This is a genomic window from Pseudomonas xionganensis (assembly GCF_009763245.1).
Lineage (GTDB): Bacteria > Pseudomonadota > Gammaproteobacteria > Pseudomonadales > Pseudomonadaceae > Aquipseudomonas > Aquipseudomonas xionganensis.
The window spans coordinates 1,828,412-1,845,395 of the sequence record NZ_WKJZ01000001.1; the positions used below are offsets into that span (position 1 = coordinate 1,828,412).

Below are 16,984 nucleotides of genomic sequence, written 5' to 3' on the forward strand. Positions count from 1 at the left end.
GCGGGTGCATCACGCCGCCATCGCCTGCCGTTCAGGTTTTTTGTACGGGCTGTTTGCGGCTGCGATTGCCGCCATTGGAGGTGGGCTTACACTGTTGCCGCACATGAATACCTGCTCCGACTTCGTGAACTTTCGGCCATCGTGCCCCTTGTCGATGATGTAGTTCGGCGGAAATCCTTGGGCAGCGTACAGCTCATGTGGCTGCAGCATGCGCAGGTGGATATCGACGATCACATACGGGTCGCCGCCGATCCAGACCGTGACCAGGGCCAGGCGGTCCTTGGTGGTCACTGTGCTGACCTGCTCGTCCATCCCGATCACGTTCTCGCCGATGCCGTGGTACTTCATCAGGAAGGCAGCGCAGCGCAGCGCGCCGGCTTCAACCTCTGGCGAGAGAGTGCACTCCACAAGGGCGTGGTGTTCGGCGCCTGCCGTTAGGGTTGGAACCAGTTCATCCATGCCCCGCCCGGAACTGTTCTTGCGCAGGGTCACCAGGTTGGCCGTCACCAGGCGCTGCTGGCTACAGGTGTTGGTCAGGGTGGAAACCGTATCGTCCAGCCCGCGGGAGTGCATGGTGTTGAAACCGCCATTGGCCTGCTCCAAGAAGGCAACGGCCGCAGCATGCTTGATGCCGCCAGCAACAACGGTGCCCAGGGGTTTGCCAATACCGGGAACGCGCGGTGACTGCCCTTCGCGCTCGCCATAACCAACCTGCACCAGGCTTGGCGCGGCCAGCGCAAACGAGCCGCCGCGCGGCCAGGCCGTGACAGTGTTGAGTGGAAGATCGGTCGACAGCACGGTATCCCGCGACCAGTTGGCGATCGGCACGATAAAGGGCTGCTTCTTCTCCAGCACTTCGCGCTTGATGCCTTTGGCCACCCGGCGCAGCGTGGCGTCGGCAAGCGGCTTCTTGCGGTCGAAGATGCTCTGGCTCGGCAGACTAAAATCGATGCACTCAGCTGCCGTGCGGTATGGTTTCTGGCCTTTCGCCGGCCTGGCCGCATGCGTGGGCTCCGGCCAGGCGATGGGCTGTCCGTCGCGGCGCGCTACCAGGAACAAACGCTCACGGCTGGTTGGCGCGCCGAAGTCGCAGGCCTTGAGGATGCGATGCTCGACCTCATACCCAAGCGCCTCCAGGCAGGCGAGGAACTTGCGCCAGGTGGTGCCCTTGCGCTTCGGGTCTGGCACCAGGAACTGCTCGGCACGCGGCACACGCTCGCATGGCTTGGCCACGGTGCCGTCCAGGCGCATGACTCGGCCAGTCTGTTTGCAGCGCTTAGCGATCAGCGGGCCCCACTGGCGGATCTGCTTCACGTTCTCCAAGCTGATGATGCGGGGCTGGCCGATGCCGGCCCACTTAATCACCACCCAGGAGAGGTCTCGGATCTCTTTCTTACGCGGCTGCCCGCCGGCGGCCTGGCTGTGGTGGGTGCAGTCCGGCGAGGCATGGAACCAGCCGATTTGACGACCTGCCAGCACCTGAACAGGATCAACCGCCCACACGTCCGTCTGAAGGTGCAGCGCGCCCGGGTGATTGGCCTCATGCATGCTGATGGCTGCAGGGTTGTGGTTGATGGCGATGTGAACCGGTCGTCCAAGGCCCATCTCAAGCCCGGTACTGGCACCGCCGCCGCCCGCGAAGAGGTCTACGTTGATCTCATCATCGATCTCGGCCAGCGGCAGGCCGTACTGGGTGTTGAAGTCGAACGGAGCTGGCTTCTTCATTGAGGTCATGCGGCTGATTCCTTGGGTTCGTTGAATATGTCGAGCTGTTCGCCCTGCTTGCGCCGTGCTGCTGCCTCTTCTGCGATCTGCTTGTTCTGCGCGATAGTCGTCGGGTGCTCACCCTGGCCTGCCATGTACAAGCAGTTGGCCTCAATGCCCTGTTCGCGCTGCGTATCTGGGTGAGCAATGACGATCACCCCGCCGAATGCCTGGGCGATCAGGGCGTGCTCAGCGGCTATCTTGGCGACTGCTTCGTAAGCTTCTTCGCGAGTCATACGTTTAGCCTTTCCGGCTGCCCGGTTACGAGCTGGTGAAGGTCTTCGATAGCAAGCTGCTGGTCGATGGTGTAGATGGGGTTGCAGGTCGTGCAGTGTCCGGCCACGGATATGGCGGCCTGCTGCATGGGCGCCTCCTCGAAATGGCGCAAGCATCCAGGGCAAGTGCACGTCTCAGGTCTGTTTAGGAGCGAGTCAGCGCAGCAGCTCTCGGCGTCAGCTTTTTTGTAGTGGACCTCTTCGCACACGCCGCAGAGCCAGACAGTGGCTACTTCTGGAGCGCAGCAGTCTTCTGCCAGGTGGTGCAGCTCATGCACCGCTTCGCAGGCGCTGCACTCGTACATACGCTTGGGTTCAGTTGGCATCAGCTTTCTCCAGGCAATACCAGCCCGTTGCGCTGCTGGCGCTGGGCTTGATTTGGTTCGGAAAAGTTTTGCCGGAAACGGGTAATGATTTTCCGGCTACGGGTCGGTGATGCGGATGCTGCGGCTGATGCCTGGGGTGCGGGCAATCTTGCCGTTGCGGAGTAAGGTGAGTAGGCGCCCCTGGACTGCGTTTTCGTTGATCTTGAACCTGGCAGCCAGCTCGGCGACCGATGGCGAATAGCCGTTTTCTGCTATGAAGTCGCGGATCGCGGCTAGGGTTTCTGCTTGCTTATTGTGGCTTGGGCTGGGGTTCATACGCCTATCCTGTGCTGCGAGGTTATGCCTGCTCGCTGATATCAAGTGCGGCCGCCCGGCGGGCGCCTTGCTGGTAGAGGTTGCGCGCCACGTTTTCGGTTATCTCGATTTTGTGGCGCGGCACTTTGAGCGCATGGGACGAGCCATCCGGGCCCATTGCATGCAGGTTGATGATCATCAGCTGTATGGCTTCCGAGATCATATTGATGCCGTGCCACTGCATCAGCTCGGCGAGCATGGCGCGGGTGCCAGGGCGTACCTTGTGGCGCAGTTCTTCCTCGCCTGCGGCTAATGCCTTGGCAGCCGACTTCTCTGAGCGCTGCTGGGTGTTCTTGGCCATCACGCCTCCATTTGCATCTTGGGGCCGCGCTCGATCTTGAGATCCGCGAGCATGAGCATGACGCGCCGCCGGCTGAGCTTGAGTGCGCTGGCCATGCTGATGATGCTCATACCGCTGGCGGCCAGCTCGCGCAGCTGCTGCTCCCTCTTTTCTGCCAGAGCCTGGCGCACCTGAGCGAGCTGTTGCTGGTTTCTGGCGATGCCCTCCGGAGAGGTTTCGCGCTCCAGCCACCGCGCCTCTTTTTCAAAGCGCTCGCGGGCCATGGCTTTGGCGGCGCGCCGGGGGTGTTTGGCCGGGTCCAGATCGATGGCGCGACCGCGCAGCTCTTGCTGGTGCTGGTGGCTGCTGTAGGTGGGTTGGCTTTGCATGGCGGGCTCCGGTCAGGCGCTTTGCTGGTGGGTGCCGTTCTCCAGGGCTTGCTGCAGCCACCGGGCCTCGCGGTAGCTCTGGCGAAAGCCAAGGCAGCGCCCGGCTGCGTCTACTACCTGGACCATGCCGCGGCCCTTGATGATGACGCGGGTGCTGCCAGCGGCTCGCCCTGGGCTCTGCTGGCGTTGGGCGAACGCCTCGCGGGCCTTGCCGGCAAGGTTGATCAGGTCGGCCAGCTCGGTGACGCTGGCGCTGGCTTGTTGCAGTGCGTTCATGGCGTTGCTCCTGTGCTGCACCCATAAGCCAGCCACGCTTCGCCACCAGACCTTCCGCAAGGTGCGGGTCAGCGGGGCTGCTTATGGGTGCGGGGTAGGTGGGGGATAAGGCCCGGCATCGGATAACCAATGCCGGGGTGTTGCGCACTATGCTTCAGGTGGGGCTTTGGGCTTTGTCCAATGATGCGCGGTTACATCGGCGCCCCGCTTGGCCGCTGCCTGGCAGGTGTTGGGCGCAGCCTTCAGGCTTACTGCGCCACGCGGTATTGCGTGTGCTTTTACATGGGCTTGTCCTCCGCTGATTCGCTCACTGGGCAGGCAGTGGCCACCTATGGAGTTGAATGAGTGCCGGCGTGCGCCTGTTCCGGCTGACCTTCGGGGAGTAGTGGCCCCTGGCGGCTTTGCTCCTGCTCGGCCTGGCCCGATTGCTTGACGCCTCCCGGCGTTGTCCTTTCCCGGCCCTGGAATAACCAGGACGACGAGTTGATGCAGACCATTCTGCATCGGGGTGTGATCTGTGGGCGGACTCGAACCGCCTCTTGCCTGCATGGCTGCCAGCATCCCCTGGCACTGATCACACTCCGATGCAGCCTGCCCGCCAGGTTCTCCCAACGCACTGCAGGTGATCGGGCCGTCTCTCCGGCTGTCTCGCCAGTGAACCAGGCAGCAGCACCGCCCGGCACAGTCAACCACCAGTCTCGCGCCCAGCGTTGGCGCCTCATTACAGGTGTGGTTCCCGTCCGCCCGTTAGCTGACTCATGGCGGAAATGCTGTTTTAACGGCAGTACGTTGCCAGCCCAGCAGCAAAATCGTTGTTCAATGGCCGAACCGCCCAGGTGGCCAACCTGCATAGCGCCCAGCGTCCGCTCCTGCGTCGGCTGGGTGGCGCCCCCGATTTGTCGGTGGGGGATTGGGTTACCGCTTTCCTGCCTCAAGAACCGGCAGGCCAGCTTCCGTTGGTATGTAAATCACTTGCGGCGTGGAACCCTTGCTAAGGCCCTGAATCCACAGGTAGCGCAGATATCCGTCCGGGCCGCCAAGCCCATCCGCCACAATTCGATTCGCTTCCGCCACGCCGCGAGCCCGGAGTACTTCTGCCTGGTTCAGGTACTCGGCAGACTCAAGCTCCTGCTTGGCTTCAAGCGTTGCAATTTGGCGGTTGAACTCGGCTTGACGAAGCTCAGCTTCACCACCGATACCAGCTCTCCAGCGATTCCAGAGCGGCAAGCCAAAGAACAGGCCCCCGACCATCACCAGAATCATCACAATCACCAGCGTAATTACCGCTGCCTCGCCTTTTTGCTTTTTGTGCATATCGCTTCCCTCCGGTTGTTTTCCCAATGCGCCCTGTTGCCAAGGCGCATCAGTGAAAACTGCGTGTTCCTCGCGCTCAGCTACTGGCCTCTTGCGCGCTTGTTGCGTCTGGCTGTCGGTGCCTGATTACTCGCCATCAGGCCGGGCATTGCTTCACTTAGCCGCTGTGCAGGTGGTGCGCCTTCTTCTCAGGCATCCTGCAGGGAGCGGGTGGGTGCGCCTCGGTGGGCTGCTGATTCCAGGGGTCAACAGGTCGAGTCGGCATGGTGACCAGAGCCATGCGTGGGCCGGTTCGCCGGCAATAGCAGTCGTGTTTTGCTTCCGTCGCTCAGCCGAAGCTGTCGGGACTGCGGAAGGTTCGGAATTGTGTAAAGAGCAGTGCCTTTCGGCTGGCCAAAATACAAGCGGCCTTGCATTTATAAAAGCATGCTTGTCTTTCCAATGCAAGTTAGCTTGTTTATTTTCTTGCGGGCATAAAAAAGCCCGCGCTCGGCGGGCTTCGTTTTTATCCTGATGGTCAGTTCTGGTCGCGCCAGGCCTGGGCCAGCCTTGCAAGCTTCTTCATGGTTGTGCGGTCTCTGGCCTTGCCGTGCGCATCAGGCCAGAAGAACGCCAAAATCAGAAAGCGCTCCTCGTACAACTCGCCTGGCACGTATATCAAGGCAGCATCCTCGCCTGGGTTGCCGCGCCGGCATACGCGGCTGTTCTGCGGGACGTTCTTGGGGAAAGTGGCGGGCGGGATCTTGATATGGATGTGCATCATGCAGGCCTGGGCAGCTTGCACGGGCTGCATGTAGGGCACATCCTTACCGAATATGGATGGTATCTCCAGGCGTCCGGATTCCATGTAGCGCGAGAACTCGGCACGCAGCGTGCTTGATAGGCCGGGGTGCTTGGCGTCTACTGGCTTGAAGAAAAGCGAAAAGGTTTCCGGATGGAAGCTAACTTCAACCGCCATTGGCTCCCTTAAGCTAGCTTAGCCAGCTGCCGATTGGTGTGATCGGCCAGGTCGCTCAGCGCCTTGCCGGGGAGCGCGCTCTGGTATTCATCGGGTACCACGAAGTGCTGCCTAAACAGGTGATCAACGGTAACCAGTCGACCCCTGACTTTGGCAATAGCCCGGCGCAAGGCCATGTGCTCGCTGCTCAGGATCTCGGGGACAGCTGCCTGCTGCAGCGCTGTCTCAAGTTGGCGAGTGGCTTTGAGCAGCTGCATGTTCTTTAGGAATTGCTCTTCGTCGAAGCGGCTGAACTCAACCAGGCTGGAGACGATTTTCACGTAGTCGGCATCCAGAGCGGTCCAGTCGCTGACCATCTTTGCAATGACCGAGCGAATATCTTCCTGCTTGAAAGGTGCCGCTTGATGCTGCGTTGGGCGCGCTTGGTTGGCGCCCTCGGCTGCTGCCGAGTAGTCTCCAACCAGCGCCATTGCCGCGACAATGAGCGCAGGAGCGGCGGCTTTTGCAGACATTGCGCACTCCTATTGGCGTTTCTGAAAAGGGCCAGAATTGTAAGGCACAACACACTGTATAGCCAGAATTGAAAAGCCTTCAATACTGGCCATCTGTCCAGCTGAATGCGGCTTTAGGTGCCTACCTTCAGGCTATTCTCGATATCCTGTAGGCGTCTTGCACCTTCCAGCGGGTCGTTGATGGTGACCAGTGGGAAGTCTTTCTTGTCCGCCATGTCCTGCAAGAGTAGCAGGCGCTCGCGGTAGGACTGCTGATTGTTTGGCTTGAGCTGGGAGAGGTGCTGATCCGTAGGCACTACGAGCATCATGGTCGGCTGCTGGTGATGCTCGATCAAGCCGTCATGCTCACGCAGTTGCTCAAGGCGCAGGATGCGCGAACTGGCAACGTCGAAAAGGTTACTTTGACGGTAGCCCGCCGTTACGCTGCAGATGTTGGCCGCCACGCGGGAAGAGAAATAGTCGCAGGGCAGGGAGATTACCGCCCCGCGCACCCGAACATCCACCGAGCGGCCGAAGTGCTCGACCAGGGTCGGGTTAACCTTCTCCATCGCGCGCTTGAAGCGCTTCCAGTACATGGTGCGGTCGTGATCGCCACGGCCTTCTTCGCCGGCGTGCACAGTGCTCAGGCTTGACGTCAGGCTTATGCCTTGCTCGATCACGTCCTGAAGATCCTCGCCAATCGCAACGCGCTTCTTGCCCAGGCTTATGCCATGCATGCCCGAGGAGAACTCGCCGCGGAAGCCGCCCTTGGCAAACCGCAGGGCGCGGTCAAGCGCCAGGGTCATCATCTTTTCAAGGCCGGCAGCGGTATCGCCATAGAGGCATTCCAGCGCTTTACGGCTGATGGCCAGCTGGCCGGCTGCCTCTTGGCCATCGAAGGCGACTACGCCTATGGTCAGTCTCTCGCCGGATTGGACTATGGGCTCCATGTAAATCGCCGCCCACTGCGCCTCGTATGAGGGCAGGGCAGGGAAGTCGGAGAAATTAGCGACTGGGCTGCTCACGTGCCAAGGTCCAGGTGTGATTGGTTGGGGTCTACGCTTTTAGCGATCAGGCCCGGCATATGATGGATGCGAGCCTGTAGAAATTCCACAACCTCATTCACATGTTTTTGGTCTACCTGACAATTACCGGGGAGGCTTTTAAGTGCGTGCGCCCGGAAGTCGCAATCACCGATGGCCTCGGCCTGCTCAGCAAGGAGCTGGCCGCTGCGGCGCCTTTCGAATTTTTGCACATCGGTAAGCAGGCGTTCGAGCAGGTGGTTGCAGATGGTGCGGTGCGGCACGCTGAGCGGGTCGCCCAGGGCTTCTTCGTGATCGATCAGCCAGAGCTTGCCATCGCCGCCCAGCAGCATGTTGCGCATGTTGCGGTCTGAGTTGGCGATCAGTTCATCAAACACAATGGCTGTGCGCCTATGCGACCATTTGTTGAGCAGGTCGTTCACCTCGTCGAGGCGCACCATTCTGGAGATGGGGTGCGCGCCGGTGTCGACGCTGGCCAGGCAGGGCGCAATGGGTGCCGCCATGCCTACGTCTGCACCGCGTGCAGCGACCACTGATGTGTAGGGCACGGGCAAGCCGAAGTGACGCCCGAGCGCCGCACTGAACATCTCGGCGTACATCTGCTTTGGCGGCAGCAGCTTGACATAGGCGTGATATTTGCGGCCGCCGGAGAACTTGACGATGCCATAGAACAGCGGGTTCTTGCCTCGTACGTCTCGATCTTCAACGGCGTCGCCGCCGAGATACATGCCGACCTCAGGTTCGGCGAGCGGGTTTTTTTCCTGGCTCACGGGCTGCTGCACCTTCCTTTGCGAATTCTTTTTCCATGCCGCGCTGGTACATCTTCAGCAAGTCATCCGGGGAGCCGCCGTTCTCTTCTGCCTGGAACGCCGCTTGCGCCAAGCCCTGCAAGCGCTGGCCCTTGGCGCGGGCCTTACCCTGGCTGTGAACGATGTCGTTGCGGATCTGCATCAGCTGCTCGACTTGGGAGTCAGTTAGCTGGCCGCTGAACAGGCCAGCCTGTATCGCATGAAGCGCGGCCACGGCCTCAAGCAGGGCAGCGGCGGCCTCGGTCTTTGACTTTGGATCGGCTTGTTGGGCGCTGGCTGGCTTGGTATCGATTTCGCCTGTTTTTGCTTCCGCGCCAGTCTTCAGCTCGGCGAGATCACCACTGAGCAGCCAGTCAACGGTCACCTTGTACTTTCGCGCAATCGAAACCAAGTGCTCATTACGAATGTTTGCAGTGTCGCCAGAAAACCACTGGCGCACGGCCTCATAGCTGATCTCGCAGGTCTTCGCCAGCTCCCTACGAACAGAACGGCGCGGCACACCCCGCGCTTGCAATAGGCTTTGGATTCTATCGATCACATTCATTCCGCGACGATACAAGCAGGCTTGCCAAGTATGCTTGCCTTGTAAATACAAGCATGCTTGAATTGTTGGCAGTCGATAGGAGCCAGCCATGACTAAAACAGAAGCTATCAAGTACTTCGGCTCGATCTCGGACTTGGCAAAAGCGCTGGGCACGTCCTACGAGGCAATCCGCCAGTGGGGCGACGAGATACCAGAGCTGCGCCAGTACCAAATTGAGGTGCTGACCAAGGGGGCTCTTCGTGCCGACCAGAAGCCAGCAGCCTGAGCGATACCCGGCGATCTTTCCCTTGGCCGCCATGATCACGCCGTCGCAGAGCCGGCACCACGATAAAAGAGCAGAGGTTTCCCGAAATGGAAGAAGTACACCGCGCGATTCACGAGACGGTGCTGGATGCCGGCCCTAAGCAGCTGGCGCACTTGATGGGTATGTCTCATACGAGCCTGCTGAACCGCTGTAACCCGAATGACGACACGCACCGCCTGAATGTCGAGCACCTGCTGCAGATCATGTTGCACAGCCGTGACAGCCGCGTTCTGGCCGCTCTGGCGCATGAGTTCGGTTTTGAGTTGGTGGCGAAGCAGCCCGTTAAGGCGACCGGCCTGCAGGCAGCCGTGCTGCACATGCATGACGAGATTGCCGATGTGACCAAGGCCGTGGTGGAGGCGCTTGAGGATGGCCACGTGAGCCAGCACGAGAAACAGCAGATCAGGCGCGCGATCGGAGAGGCCAGGACTTCGATGGAAGTGCTGCTGGCTTCGGTCAAGGTTGCTTGAACCACAACACCACCCAGAGAGGGTTTACCGCATGAGCCAGCCGACCCAAGGCATGCCAGCAGAGCGCTACACGCCCACGCCCGATGATATCGAAGCCATTCGCACTGAGCTGAATGCCCTTATTGAGCTGATCCATATGACCAATCGCGGGCTGCAGATGCAGGAGGCGATGCACGGCATCCGGCTGCTGGAGCCGCACAACAGCCTGTGCATCGCTATTCGGGATTTGTTCTGGTGCCGCGCTCGGCTGTACGGCCTTGGCACCGCTCAGCCCCCGCGCCTTGCGGGCCTTGCGGGCCTTACACCTGCTTCAGCCGTGCGGCATCCAGCAGAAAGCGGCCGTGATGATCACCCGGCTCGGTCGAGTCATCCATGAACACCCCGCTGATCAACCCCCTGCGCCTGAGCTCGCGAACAGCGAGCAGGTTTAGCTGTCGCTCGCCCGCCAGGTTGCAGATTGCCGTAGTGCCGGGGTTGGCGGCGATTTGCTGCAAGACGGAATCGAGCAGGGCCTCGGTTACTTCAAGCGTCATCGGAACCTCCTGGTTCGCTGTGTTGGGTGAGAGCTTCACAGCGTAGCAGGCGGTTCCGACCTTTTTGCAGGCACAAAAAAGCCCGGGGGCAACCGGGCTTCTTCAACAACTATGCACGGAGTCGATTATGCACACAGACAATCACCCAAGCAACACCAGTGGCGCGCCACGTTTTCAGGTTGCGCAAAACGTGGCGCGCACGATGAGCAGCCGCGAGATTGCAGAGCTGACCGGCAAGCTGCACAAGAATGTGAAGCGCGACATTGCGGCCATGCTCAGTGACCTGAAAGCAGATGCGCTCAGTTTTGAGCGCATCTATTTGGATGGGCTCAACCGCGAGCAAACCGAGTACCTGCTGGATCGTGAGCACACCGATTGCCTACTGGCCGGTTACAGCGTGCCGATGCGCATGAAGGTGATCCGCCGCTGGCATGAGCTGGAGCAAGCCGCTGCAGATCCGGCCATCCCTCAAACACTCCCCGAGGCCCTGCGCCTTGCGGCCGACCTGGCCGAGCAGAACAACCACCTGCGCCTGGTGGTGACCGAGCAGGCGCCGAAGGTGGAAGCGCTGGCGCGCATTGCCGATGCCCGCGGCTCCATGTGCCTGACCGATGCGGCAAAGCACCTGGGCGTGCAGCGCTGCAAGCTGATCGACTGGATGAAGGCCAACCGCTGGATCTACCGCCGCGAAGGCTGCGCCCGTTGGTTGGCGTATCAGCCGCGCATGCAGGCCAGTCTGCTTGAGCACAAAGTCACCGTGCTGGGCCTGGATGATGAGGGTGATCAGCGCCTGGCCAGCCAGGTGCGTATTACCCCGAAGGGGCTGGCTGTGCTGGCGCAGAAGATGGGGGTGCACAGCAATGGCCGGTGAGTGGATCAAGATGCGCACCAACCTGTGGGATGACCCACGGGTGTCGCGCCTGTGTGACCTGGTAGACCAGCCCGAGGCCATGGTGGTGGGCGCCTTGTATTGGCTGTGGGCCATGGCCGATGAGCATTCTGAGGATGGCCTGCTGCCTGGGCTGACCCTGCGCACCATCGACCGCAAAACCGGCGTGCCGGGCATGGGCCTGGCCCTGGTGCAGATCGGCTGGCTGACCGATGCCGAGGCCGGTGTGACCGTGGTGAACTTTGCCGAGCACAACGGGGTTTCAGCCAAGCGCCGTTGCTCGGAGGCCAAGCGCAAAGCGGGTTCGCGCAATGTGTCCGCATGCGATGCGGACAATAAGCAGACACCGTGCGGAGCTAGAGAAGAGAAGAATATAAATACTCTCTCTCAAGACGCGCATGAGCCTGTTGAGCCATCGGGTGAGCAGCCTGCGGATGCCGCACCCTACGCGATGACCCTGGACTGGCAACCTGATCACCAGCGTTTGAAGGCCGTGGCCTTTCGGGCCGGCGTGACGCTTGCCGCCTGCTTGGAGGCGCTGGGGGCCTTTGTGGTGCACCACGAAGCCAAGGGCCTGGCCAAGACCAGCGCCGAGTGGCAGGCCGGCTTGGTGGCGTGGGCGAAGCGGGATGCAACGCACGGCGCCGCGAAGGTCACCCCATTGCGCGGCGCTCGCCAGGCAGCGCCTGCAGGCCCCCGAGTGGTGACCGTATGAACGGCCCACGCAACGCCGCCCAGGTGGCGGCCAATCTCAAGCCCCGCGCCATCCCCGGCGCGCCTGCGCCGCAGCAGGTGGTGGTGGACGAAGCGACCCAAACCGCATTGGCCGACCTGATGCGCCGGCTCAAGGGCAACTACACCGGCTGGCGTCAAGCCTGGCCAACCGAGCAGGAAGAGTTCGCCTGGCAGGACGAGTTCCTGGGCGAGTGCCTTCGCTCCGGGGTGCTCAGCCAGGGCTTGATTGACCACGGCATGCGCACAGCCGGCCGGGATCGTCGGCCTTTCCCGCCTACCCCTGGGGAGTTTGTGAGCTGGTGCCTGGCCCCTGATGCCTTTGGCCTGCCGAGCGAGGATGCCGCCTACCGCGTGGCGATGCGCAACACCCACCCCGCCCAGGCCGGTATGGCGCGCTGGCCGCATGCATCGGTGTACCACGCCGCAGTGGCCTGCGGTTACCTGGCCCTGCAGAACCTGGAGCGCAAGCTGGGCTTCAAGCTGTTTGCCGAGAAGTACCTGGAGCAGCGCCGCCGCATGGCCCGGGGCGAGGAACTGGCGCCGGCGCCCATCGCTGCTCTGCCTGAGAGGGCTGGCCCGTGCACGCCGGAGGTTGGGCGTGCTGCCCTGGCCAGCTTGCGCGCAAAGCTGGGGCGCCGGGCATGACACCGGCCCAGGCCGCCACCGTGCGGCAACTGGAGGCCCAGGGCTTTGCCCAGGCCGAGATCACCCGGGCGGGCATCGGCATGGCCAAGGGCAACGATTACCGGGTTGTGAGTTCAACAGGCCGCGTGCGGCGTGGCGTAGGAGCAAAGCGATGACGATCACTTGGGGGCCGAAGCTTGACCGCGACGGCAAAGAGATCCCTGGCTGCTTTATCAGCGATTCGGGCTACACCGTGGCCAGCGCCTATGTGCCAGAGCCACGCTTTACCCTGACCCGCCCCGGCGGCTCGGCCCCATTCGCCTACACCGACCGCAAGGGTGATGTGAACAGGTTGGTGCGGGCTGACCTGCAGGCCGCAGGCGAGGTTAAGGCCTGATGGCGGCGAAGAAGGGCGGCATGCGCACGGTCGGCGAAGTGCTGTTGTGGTGGCTGGCCCGGGTTGAGGGTAACCGGGCCACCTCTGACAGCTACAAGCGCAGCACGCGCTCGATGGTGAAGAAGAACATCATGCCGGCCTTGGGAAGGGTGTCTATCGCCAAGCTGGACCGCCGGTTGCTGGATGACAAGCTGGTGTGGCCGATGGCCCAGGACGGCAAGAAGGCTGGTACCCAGCAGAAGGCCTTCCAGGCACTGCGCCAGGCCTTTCTGCTGGCTGAAGAAACGGGCCGCATTAATAGCAACCCGATGGCTGCGCTGACCTTCAAGAGCTTCCACCGTGGTGCCATTGGCAGTAAGCCGGCCAGCCTTTCGCGGATTGATCTGCCGGGACTGGTGCAGCAGCTCTCTGAGAACTTCAACAGCGACCCGGTGAATGGCCTGCTGCCGCTGTTGATGCTGGCCCATGGCACACGCATCGGGGAAACCTTGCAGGCGCAGTGGTCGCACATCTCGCTGGTTGAGCGGGTGTGGGTGCTGCCTGAGCTGAACTGCAAGTCGCGCCGACAACACATCCTGCCATTGACGCCGCAGGTGCTGGCCTTGCTGGCCCGCTATCGCCAGGCGTTGCCGGATGCTCGCGCCCAGATCGATTGGGTGTTCCCGGTGCGCGGTGGTGCTCGGCTGTCGCCCACCAGTGCCAGCGCCATGTTCCGTTCAGTGTCGGGCGGTAAGTGGTCGAGCCATGACCTGCGCAAGCTGATGCGCGATTGCCTGGCCGACCTAGGCGTGGACTTCTTCATTGGCGAGCGGTTGATCAATCACAGCCTCGGCAAGGTGTCTGAAACCTACCTGACCCGTGACGTGATGGAGCGTTGCCGGGAGGCGCTTGAGCGCTGGCACTCCCGTCTTGATGAGTGCGGTTTTTCCCTCGCGCACGGCTTGGATATGGCTGTTGCTGCATCTTCACAAATCACCGAAACGCCAGAGCCTGCGGGCACTGCGGCGAATTCCTGAATTTTCAATTGGAGAGGATGAAGATGGGCAATTTAGAGTCGAAAACAACCCTTCACCCGCTCCACTCACAACGGATTGTTGAGTGGTGGGATCGCTGCGAGCCAGGCGGCTACCAGGCCAACAAGCAAAGGAGAACCGGCCGCACAACGGCAATTGCCCTCAAGGCTATTGCAGATGCGATCAGGGAGCCTGGTCGCCTGATCCCTCTTATCGATCATCACCGTGGTATCGAGGCCGCGCGCCACCTTCGAGATATGGTTGATCTCTCTATTCATGCTCTTGAACTGCGCGAAATGAACCTGATTGATCACGATGGCTCCTACTACCTCTGCTTTGGGCCTTGGAGGTGAGTGCCGTGCGCAACCTTCAAGCCCTTGGCCGCCTTAAGCCAGGCGCGATGAACAAGACCGAGGCGGCCTATGACCTGCTGTTGAGGCAGCGCCTGCATGCCGGCGAGATCCAGTGGTATCGCTTCGAGGGCGTGAAGCTTCGCTTGGCTGACAACACCTTCTATACCGCTGACTTCTTCGTGATGAATGCCGAGAGCGTGTTGGAGGTGCATGAGGTGAAGGGCTTCTGGACGGATGACGCCCGGGTGAAGACCAAGGTGGCCGCCAGCATGTACCCGTTCAAGTTCTTCGGTGTGCAGCGTGGCAAACGCAACACCGGCTGGCTATTCGAGGAATTTTGATGAGTCGCCGGCAGGTTGCGGTGATCCCGCTGGCCAAGTGCGAGATCTGCCAGGGCCAGGGAGTGATCCAGGGGATATTCCATGTGATGGAGTGCGCCGGCTGCAATGGCGCGGGCTTGATCGATCAGGCGACGTGCGAGGCACTGAGCCACGCGGCAATGGTGCAGCAGCTGCGGGTGCGGCTTAACAGGGCCAATCGGCAGATCGAGCAGCAGAGAGAACAACTGGGGCGTGCTGACTTGCTGCCTATTACAGGCGCTGCAGCGGACTACCAGGGCAACAACAAGAAGGGCGCCGGCGGGGCGCACTTAACTGGCGACTGAGGGGGCTGCCGTGACGACATATAGAGATGTGAGCCATGTGATTGCTCGGGTGATGAGCATTGACACTATCGACGGTACAAAGAAGCCGGGGTGGCAGGCGCTGTATCAGGCGGGGTTCCCAGAGGTTACCGGAAGTGGCTCGGGGCTTTCAGAGCAAGAGCGGCTGACGCAGGACAGCATGACCCGCGCCGCCCTGCATCGAGAGCTTCCAGAGCTGGCCTGGCGGGTGCTGGTGGCCAAATACAGCATCAATGACATTGAGGTGGCCCAGGCCGTGCACTGGCTTGTGCCGCGCGTTGCTTCACCGGGTCACCATCTTTTCAAAATGAAGTGCGTCACAGCTTGGGCTATCCCTCGCCGCCTTGGCCCCGCCTTCTATCAACTGCAGACCTGGGATGCGGAAGGCACGCCAGAGGGAACCTTGCGTAGGTGGCGCAGTGTGACCAAGCGTTGGCTGGAAGATCAGCTGGAGGATGCATTTCGGCGTTCTGCGGAGATCATGGCAGCGCGCGGTTTAATTGAGCGTGATGCTGCTTGACATGCAGTGAGCAAGTGAGCATATTTATTGCCAATCTGCGGTTTGGTGCGTAAAGCCAAGCCGATCAAAAGCCCAGCCCTCGCGCTGGGCTTTTTCGTTTCTGATCCCTAGCTGTCACCGACAGCCTTGCCCGTTCTCCTTCGGGCTTTTTTATTAAGGTGTGCATATGGACCCTACTACAGCCGGCGGCGCCCTGGCGGCGAAGTTTGGTGTCGCGTTTGCTGGGTTCGTCGGCGCCATCCTTTCCTTGAGTTTCCTCAAGGGATTAAGCCGTTGGCAGGCCTTTTGCGCGGTGCTGACGGGCTTCTCTTGCTCGGTTTTCCTGACTCCGTTCTTGGTGGCTTTTTTCAGCCTGCCGACTGACGTTGAGTCGCGCTATGGAGTGGCCTTTCTTGTCGGGCTGCTGGCGATGAACCTGATCCCAGGCGTGAAGGCAGCCCTGGAGCGATTGCTCGCTACCCGGAGTGCCTGATATGTCGACACTGCTTATTGCGATTGACGCCATGATGATCTGCCTGATCATGCTGGCATCCCTCGACTACTTGAGGGTCAATCAGTTTGTTGAGCGCCCCTGGCAGTGTGCCGCTTTTTTCCTGCTGGCCATTGCTGCGTTTGGCCTGCTGTTCGATCGATTGGCAGGCATGGCCCCATCAGCCTGGGCTGTCCTCTTCCACTTGAGCCTGATCATTTACGCCGTTGTTCATCGGTGCGAGATATTCGACCGGGGATGGACTTGGGCGGGGGTTGAGCGCCGCCGGCATTGAGGCTGGCAAGTAGCTAAATAGCGGGGTGCAGCGTGACAGTTAAGGTGACGTTCACCGGCCTGCGCGAACGGCTGCAGACTCTGGACCGCCTTGAGCGCGAACAGCTGCCATTTGCCGCCGCCTTGGCTCTTACTCGCACTGCCCAGGAGATCCAGAAGGGCCTTCGATCTGAGATCGAGACGGTCTTCGATCGGCCAACAAGGGCCACGCTCAACAGCCTATACCTGCAGCCGGCCACCAAGGAGAAGATGGAAGCGCGGGTCTGGATCAAGGACGGTCGCAGCACGAACGCCGCCGGCAATCTGGTAGGCAAAGAGGGGCAGTGGGGCAAGGGCAGGGCGGCATCAACATGGCTTAACCCGCAGGTATATGGCGGCGGCCGGGGTGACAAGGGCTTTGAGAAGATGTTGCGGCGCAAGGGCGCGCTTGGACCTGGGCAGTATGTTGTGCCAGGCGAAAAGCTGGGCCTTGACCAGTATGGAAACATTGGCCGCGGCAACCTCAACAAGATCCTATCTGGCGCCCAGCTCTTCACCCAAGAGGGCTACAACGCCAACGCAACTGACAGCGTTCGTTCTCGCAGAAAGGGCAACCGCCGCTACTTCCTGATCCGCAAGGGCAGCCGACCTATCGGTGTGGCCGAGCGGCTTGGGCGCGGACAGGGTAGTCGCAACAACATCCGGATTGTTCTGGCATTTGTTCGGCGCCCAACCTACAGCCAGCGTCTCGACTTCTTCGGTGTGGCCGAGAAGATCGCGAAAGATCAGCTGCCGGTTCAGTTCGAACTCGCGCTGGCCAGAGCCCTCGGCACCCGTCGCCGATGATGCACCACCATGGGGCGGCTTTGGGTCCTCCTGGGGTGGGGGTGCCTGGAGGG

At 61.3% G+C, this 16,984-nt stretch carries 29 protein-coding genes; 14 read left to right on the forward strand and 15 right to left on the reverse strand.

Annotation, left to right across the window (positions count from 1 at the left end; translation table 11 throughout):
- Positions 1–9: 9 nt before the first annotated feature.
- The 13 genes from GJV18_RS08515 to GJV18_RS08570 form a co-directional block, all read right to left on the reverse strand.
- Entirely contained in the window at positions 10–1,734 is a 1,725-nt protein-coding gene (locus tag GJV18_RS08515; RefSeq protein ID WP_160344436.1) for a DNA cytosine methyltransferase, read from the reverse strand.
- Entirely contained in the window at positions 1,731–2,000 is a 270-nt protein-coding gene (locus tag GJV18_RS08520) for a hypothetical protein (RefSeq protein ID WP_160344438.1), read from the reverse strand. The genes GJV18_RS08515 and GJV18_RS08520 overlap by 4 nt, the downstream gene beginning before the upstream one ends.
- Entirely contained in the window at positions 1,997–2,128 is a 132-nt protein-coding gene (locus GJV18_RS18730) for a hypothetical protein (RefSeq protein ID WP_267904545.1), read from the reverse strand. The genes GJV18_RS08520 and GJV18_RS18730 overlap by 4 nt, the downstream gene beginning before the upstream one ends.
- Positions 2,129–2,461: 333 nt before the next feature.
- Positions 2,462–2,680 carry a LexA family protein gene (locus GJV18_RS08525; RefSeq protein WP_160344440.1) on the reverse strand — a complete coding sequence of 73 codons (219 nt, stop codon included), beginning with the start codon at positions 2,678–2,680 and terminating at the stop codon, positions 2,462–2,464.
- 22 nt (positions 2,681–2,702) lie between these two features.
- Positions 2,703–3,020: a hypothetical protein gene (locus GJV18_RS08530; RefSeq protein ID WP_178113424.1), complete on the reverse strand. Its 318-nt coding sequence runs from the start codon at positions 3,018–3,020 to the stop codon at positions 2,703–2,705.
- Complete coding sequence (locus tag GJV18_RS08535) at positions 3,020–3,388, reverse strand: hypothetical protein (RefSeq protein ID WP_160344446.1); 369 nt, start codon at positions 3,386–3,388, stop codon at positions 3,020–3,022. The genes GJV18_RS08530 and GJV18_RS08535 overlap by 1 nt, the downstream gene beginning before the upstream one ends.
- 12 nt (positions 3,389–3,400) lie before the next feature.
- On the reverse strand, positions 3,401–3,664 hold the full coding sequence (locus GJV18_RS08540) for a hypothetical protein (protein WP_160344448.1): 264 nt from the start codon (positions 3,662–3,664) through the stop codon (positions 3,401–3,403).
- 915 nt (positions 3,665–4,579) lie between these two features.
- A complete protein-coding gene (locus GJV18_RS08545) occupies positions 4,580–4,978 on the reverse strand; it encodes a membrane protease subunit (RefSeq protein ID WP_160344450.1) in 399 nt (132 codons plus the stop codon).
- A gap of 517 nt (positions 4,979–5,495) precedes the next feature.
- Complete coding sequence (locus GJV18_RS08550) at positions 5,496–5,936, reverse strand: type II toxin-antitoxin system YafO family toxin (protein ID WP_160344452.1); 441 nt, start codon at positions 5,934–5,936, stop codon at positions 5,496–5,498.
- 8 nt (positions 5,937–5,944) lie between these two features.
- Positions 5,945–6,448: a hypothetical protein gene (locus GJV18_RS08555; RefSeq protein WP_160344454.1), complete on the reverse strand. Its 504-nt coding sequence runs from the start codon at positions 6,446–6,448 to the stop codon at positions 5,945–5,947.
- A 113-nt stretch (positions 6,449–6,561) separates the two neighbouring features.
- Positions 6,562–7,377 carry a hypothetical protein gene (locus GJV18_RS08560; protein ID WP_160344456.1) on the reverse strand — a complete coding sequence of 272 codons (816 nt, stop codon included), beginning with the start codon at positions 7,375–7,377 and terminating at the stop codon, positions 6,562–6,564.
- 71 nt (positions 7,378–7,448) lie between these two features.
- A complete protein-coding gene (locus GJV18_RS08565; RefSeq protein ID WP_160344458.1) occupies positions 7,449–8,240 on the reverse strand; it encodes a HipA family kinase in 792 nt (263 codons plus the stop codon).
- Positions 8,206–8,823: a helix-turn-helix domain-containing protein gene (locus GJV18_RS08570; protein WP_160344460.1), complete on the reverse strand. Its 618-nt coding sequence runs from the start codon at positions 8,821–8,823 to the stop codon at positions 8,206–8,208. The genes GJV18_RS08565 and GJV18_RS08570 overlap by 35 nt, the downstream gene beginning before the upstream one ends.
- An 88-nt stretch (positions 8,824–8,911) precedes the next feature.
- Here GJV18_RS08570 and GJV18_RS08575 point away from each other — a divergent pair, with 88 nt between their 5' ends.
- Positions 8,912–9,088, forward strand: coding sequence for a Cro/CI family transcriptional regulator (locus tag GJV18_RS08575; RefSeq protein WP_160344461.1), 177 nt, complete (start codon positions 8,912–8,914; stop codon positions 9,086–9,088).
- Positions 9,089–9,174: 86 nt separating this feature from the next.
- Positions 9,175–9,597: a phage regulatory CII family protein gene (locus GJV18_RS08580; RefSeq protein WP_160344462.1), complete on the forward strand. Its 423-nt coding sequence runs from the start codon at positions 9,175–9,177 to the stop codon at positions 9,595–9,597.
- A 299-nt stretch (positions 9,598–9,896) separates the two neighbouring features.
- Here the strand turns inward: GJV18_RS08580 and GJV18_RS08585 are convergent, their stop codons facing one another.
- Complete coding sequence (locus GJV18_RS08585) at positions 9,897–10,130, reverse strand: hypothetical protein (protein WP_160344463.1); 234 nt, start codon at positions 10,128–10,130, stop codon at positions 9,897–9,899.
- A 202-nt stretch (positions 10,131–10,332) separates the two neighbouring features.
- On the opposite strand from GJV18_RS08585, the gene GJV18_RS08590 reads away from it, so the two are divergent.
- Genes GJV18_RS08590 through GJV18_RS08615 form a run of 6 tightly spaced genes read left to right on the forward strand, consistent with a single transcriptional unit; the run spans position 10,333 to position 13,791 of the window.
- On the forward strand, positions 10,333–11,001 hold the full coding sequence (locus tag GJV18_RS08590) for a phage antirepressor KilAC domain-containing protein (RefSeq protein WP_160346051.1): 669 nt from the start codon (positions 10,333–10,335) through the stop codon (positions 10,999–11,001).
- Positions 11,002–11,011: 10 nt separating this feature from the next.
- Positions 11,012–11,734, forward strand: coding sequence for a DnaT-like ssDNA-binding domain-containing protein (locus GJV18_RS08595; RefSeq protein WP_160344464.1), 723 nt, complete (start codon positions 11,012–11,014; stop codon positions 11,732–11,734).
- The gene (locus GJV18_RS08600; protein WP_160344465.1) at positions 11,731–12,399 is read left to right on the forward strand and encodes a replication protein P; all 669 of its coding nucleotides are present in this window, start codon (positions 11,731–11,733) and stop codon (positions 12,397–12,399) included. The genes GJV18_RS08595 and GJV18_RS08600 overlap by 4 nt, the downstream gene beginning before the upstream one ends.
- Positions 12,396–12,554 carry a hypothetical protein gene (locus tag GJV18_RS08605; protein WP_160344466.1) on the forward strand — a complete coding sequence of 53 codons (159 nt, stop codon included), beginning with the start codon at positions 12,396–12,398 and terminating at the stop codon, positions 12,552–12,554. The genes GJV18_RS08600 and GJV18_RS08605 overlap by 4 nt, the downstream gene beginning before the upstream one ends.
- Positions 12,551–12,775, forward strand: a complete 225-nt coding sequence (locus GJV18_RS08610; RefSeq protein ID WP_160344467.1) for a hypothetical protein — start codon at positions 12,551–12,553, stop codon at positions 12,773–12,775. Before GJV18_RS08605 ends, GJV18_RS08610 begins: the two co-directional genes overlap by 4 nt.
- Positions 12,775–13,791, forward strand: a complete 1,017-nt coding sequence (locus tag GJV18_RS08615) for a tyrosine-type recombinase/integrase (RefSeq protein ID WP_160344468.1) — start codon at positions 12,775–12,777, stop codon at positions 13,789–13,791. The genes GJV18_RS08610 and GJV18_RS08615 overlap by 1 nt, the downstream gene beginning before the upstream one ends.
- Positions 13,792–13,856: 65 nt before the next feature.
- Here GJV18_RS08615 and GJV18_RS08620 read toward each other — a convergent pair whose 3' ends face one another.
- Complete coding sequence (locus GJV18_RS08620) at positions 13,857–14,102, reverse strand: hypothetical protein (RefSeq protein WP_160344470.1); 246 nt, start codon at positions 14,100–14,102, stop codon at positions 13,857–13,859.
- Between the two features lie 44 nt (positions 14,103–14,146).
- Between GJV18_RS08620 and GJV18_RS08625 the strand changes: the two genes are divergently transcribed.
- The 6 genes from GJV18_RS08625 to GJV18_RS08650 all read left to right on the forward strand — a co-directional run bounded on the left by GJV18_RS08625 (position 14,147) and on the right by GJV18_RS08650 (position 16,931).
- Positions 14,147–14,482, forward strand: a complete 336-nt coding sequence (locus GJV18_RS08625; protein WP_325065247.1) for a DUF1064 domain-containing protein — start codon at positions 14,147–14,149, stop codon at positions 14,480–14,482.
- Positions 14,482–14,805, forward strand: coding sequence for a hypothetical protein (locus GJV18_RS08630; RefSeq protein WP_160344472.1), 324 nt, complete (start codon positions 14,482–14,484; stop codon positions 14,803–14,805). The genes GJV18_RS08625 and GJV18_RS08630 overlap by 1 nt, the downstream gene beginning before the upstream one ends.
- Before the next feature lie 28 nt (positions 14,806–14,833).
- Entirely contained in the window at positions 14,834–15,343 is a 510-nt protein-coding gene (locus GJV18_RS08635; RefSeq protein WP_160344474.1) for a hypothetical protein, read from the forward strand.
- A 166-nt stretch (positions 15,344–15,509) separates the two neighbouring features.
- Entirely contained in the window at positions 15,510–15,815 is a 306-nt protein-coding gene (locus tag GJV18_RS08640) for a peptidase M48, Ste24p (protein ID WP_160344476.1), read from the forward strand.
- Between the two features lies 1 nt (position 15,816).
- Entirely contained in the window at positions 15,817–16,107 is a 291-nt protein-coding gene (locus tag GJV18_RS08645; RefSeq protein ID WP_160344478.1) for a hypothetical protein, read from the forward strand.
- Between the two features lie 32 nt (positions 16,108–16,139).
- Positions 16,140–16,931, forward strand: coding sequence for a hypothetical protein (locus GJV18_RS08650; RefSeq protein ID WP_325065248.1), 792 nt, complete (start codon positions 16,140–16,142; stop codon positions 16,929–16,931).
- Positions 16,932–16,984 lie beyond the last annotated feature (53 nt).

Excerpts from the sequence above, each read along its gene's own strand:
- GJV18_RS08515 (WP_160344436.1), bottom strand. The coding sequence starts at position 1,734 with ATGACCTCAATGAAGAAGCCAGCTCCGTTCGACTTCAACACCCAGTAC.
- GJV18_RS08520 (WP_160344438.1), bottom strand. The coding sequence starts at position 2,000 with ATGACTCGCGAAGAAGCTTACGAAGCAGTCGCCAAGATAGCCGCTGAG.
- GJV18_RS18730 (WP_267904545.1), bottom strand. The coding sequence starts at position 2,128 with ATGCAGCAGGCCGCCATATCCGTGGCCGGACACTGCACGACCTGCAAC.
- GJV18_RS08525 (WP_160344440.1), bottom strand. The coding sequence starts at position 2,680 with ATGAACCCCAGCCCAAGCCACAATAAGCAAGCAGAAACCCTAGCCGCG.
- GJV18_RS08530 (WP_178113424.1), bottom strand. The coding sequence starts at position 3,020 with ATGGCCAAGAACACCCAGCAGCGCTCAGAGAAGTCGGCTGCCAAGGCA.
- GJV18_RS08535 (WP_160344446.1), bottom strand. The coding sequence starts at position 3,388 with ATGCAAAGCCAACCCACCTACAGCAGCCACCAGCACCAGCAAGAGCTG.
- GJV18_RS08540 (WP_160344448.1), bottom strand. The coding sequence starts at position 3,664 with ATGAACGCACTGCAACAAGCCAGCGCCAGCGTCACCGAGCTGGCCGAC.
- GJV18_RS08545 (WP_160344450.1), bottom strand. The coding sequence starts at position 4,978 with ATGCACAAAAAGCAAAAAGGCGAGGCAGCGGTAATTACGCTGGTGATT.
- GJV18_RS08550 (WP_160344452.1), bottom strand. The coding sequence starts at position 5,936 with ATGGCGGTTGAAGTTAGCTTCCATCCGGAAACCTTTTCGCTTTTCTTC.
- GJV18_RS08555 (WP_160344454.1), bottom strand. The coding sequence starts at position 6,448 with ATGTCTGCAAAAGCCGCCGCTCCTGCGCTCATTGTCGCGGCAATGGCG.
- GJV18_RS08560 (WP_160344456.1), bottom strand. The coding sequence starts at position 7,377 with ATGGAGCCCATAGTCCAATCCGGCGAGAGACTGACCATAGGCGTAGTC.
- GJV18_RS08570 (WP_160344460.1), bottom strand. The coding sequence starts at position 8,823 with ATGAATGTGATCGATAGAATCCAAAGCCTATTGCAAGCGCGGGGTGTG.
- GJV18_RS08575 (WP_160344461.1), top strand. The coding sequence starts at position 8,912 with ATGACTAAAACAGAAGCTATCAAGTACTTCGGCTCGATCTCGGACTTG.
- GJV18_RS08580 (WP_160344462.1), top strand. The coding sequence starts at position 9,175 with ATGGAAGAAGTACACCGCGCGATTCACGAGACGGTGCTGGATGCCGGC.
- GJV18_RS08585 (WP_160344463.1), bottom strand. The coding sequence starts at position 10,130 with ATGACGCTTGAAGTAACCGAGGCCCTGCTCGATTCCGTCTTGCAGCAA.
- GJV18_RS08590 (WP_160346051.1), top strand. The coding sequence starts at position 10,333 with ATGAGCAGCCGCGAGATTGCAGAGCTGACCGGCAAGCTGCACAAGAAT.
- GJV18_RS08595 (WP_160344464.1), top strand. The coding sequence starts at position 11,012 with ATGCGCACCAACCTGTGGGATGACCCACGGGTGTCGCGCCTGTGTGAC.
- GJV18_RS08600 (WP_160344465.1), top strand. The coding sequence starts at position 11,731 with ATGAACGGCCCACGCAACGCCGCCCAGGTGGCGGCCAATCTCAAGCCC.
- GJV18_RS08605 (WP_160344466.1), top strand. The coding sequence starts at position 12,396 with ATGACACCGGCCCAGGCCGCCACCGTGCGGCAACTGGAGGCCCAGGGC.
- GJV18_RS08610 (WP_160344467.1), top strand. The coding sequence starts at position 12,551 with ATGACGATCACTTGGGGGCCGAAGCTTGACCGCGACGGCAAAGAGATC.
- GJV18_RS08615 (WP_160344468.1), top strand. The coding sequence starts at position 12,775 with ATGGCGGCGAAGAAGGGCGGCATGCGCACGGTCGGCGAAGTGCTGTTG.
- GJV18_RS08630 (WP_160344472.1), top strand. The coding sequence starts at position 14,482 with ATGAGTCGCCGGCAGGTTGCGGTGATCCCGCTGGCCAAGTGCGAGATC.
- GJV18_RS08640 (WP_160344476.1), top strand. The coding sequence starts at position 15,510 with ATGGACCCTACTACAGCCGGCGGCGCCCTGGCGGCGAAGTTTGGTGTC.
- GJV18_RS08645 (WP_160344478.1), top strand. The coding sequence starts at position 15,817 with ATGTCGACACTGCTTATTGCGATTGACGCCATGATGATCTGCCTGATC.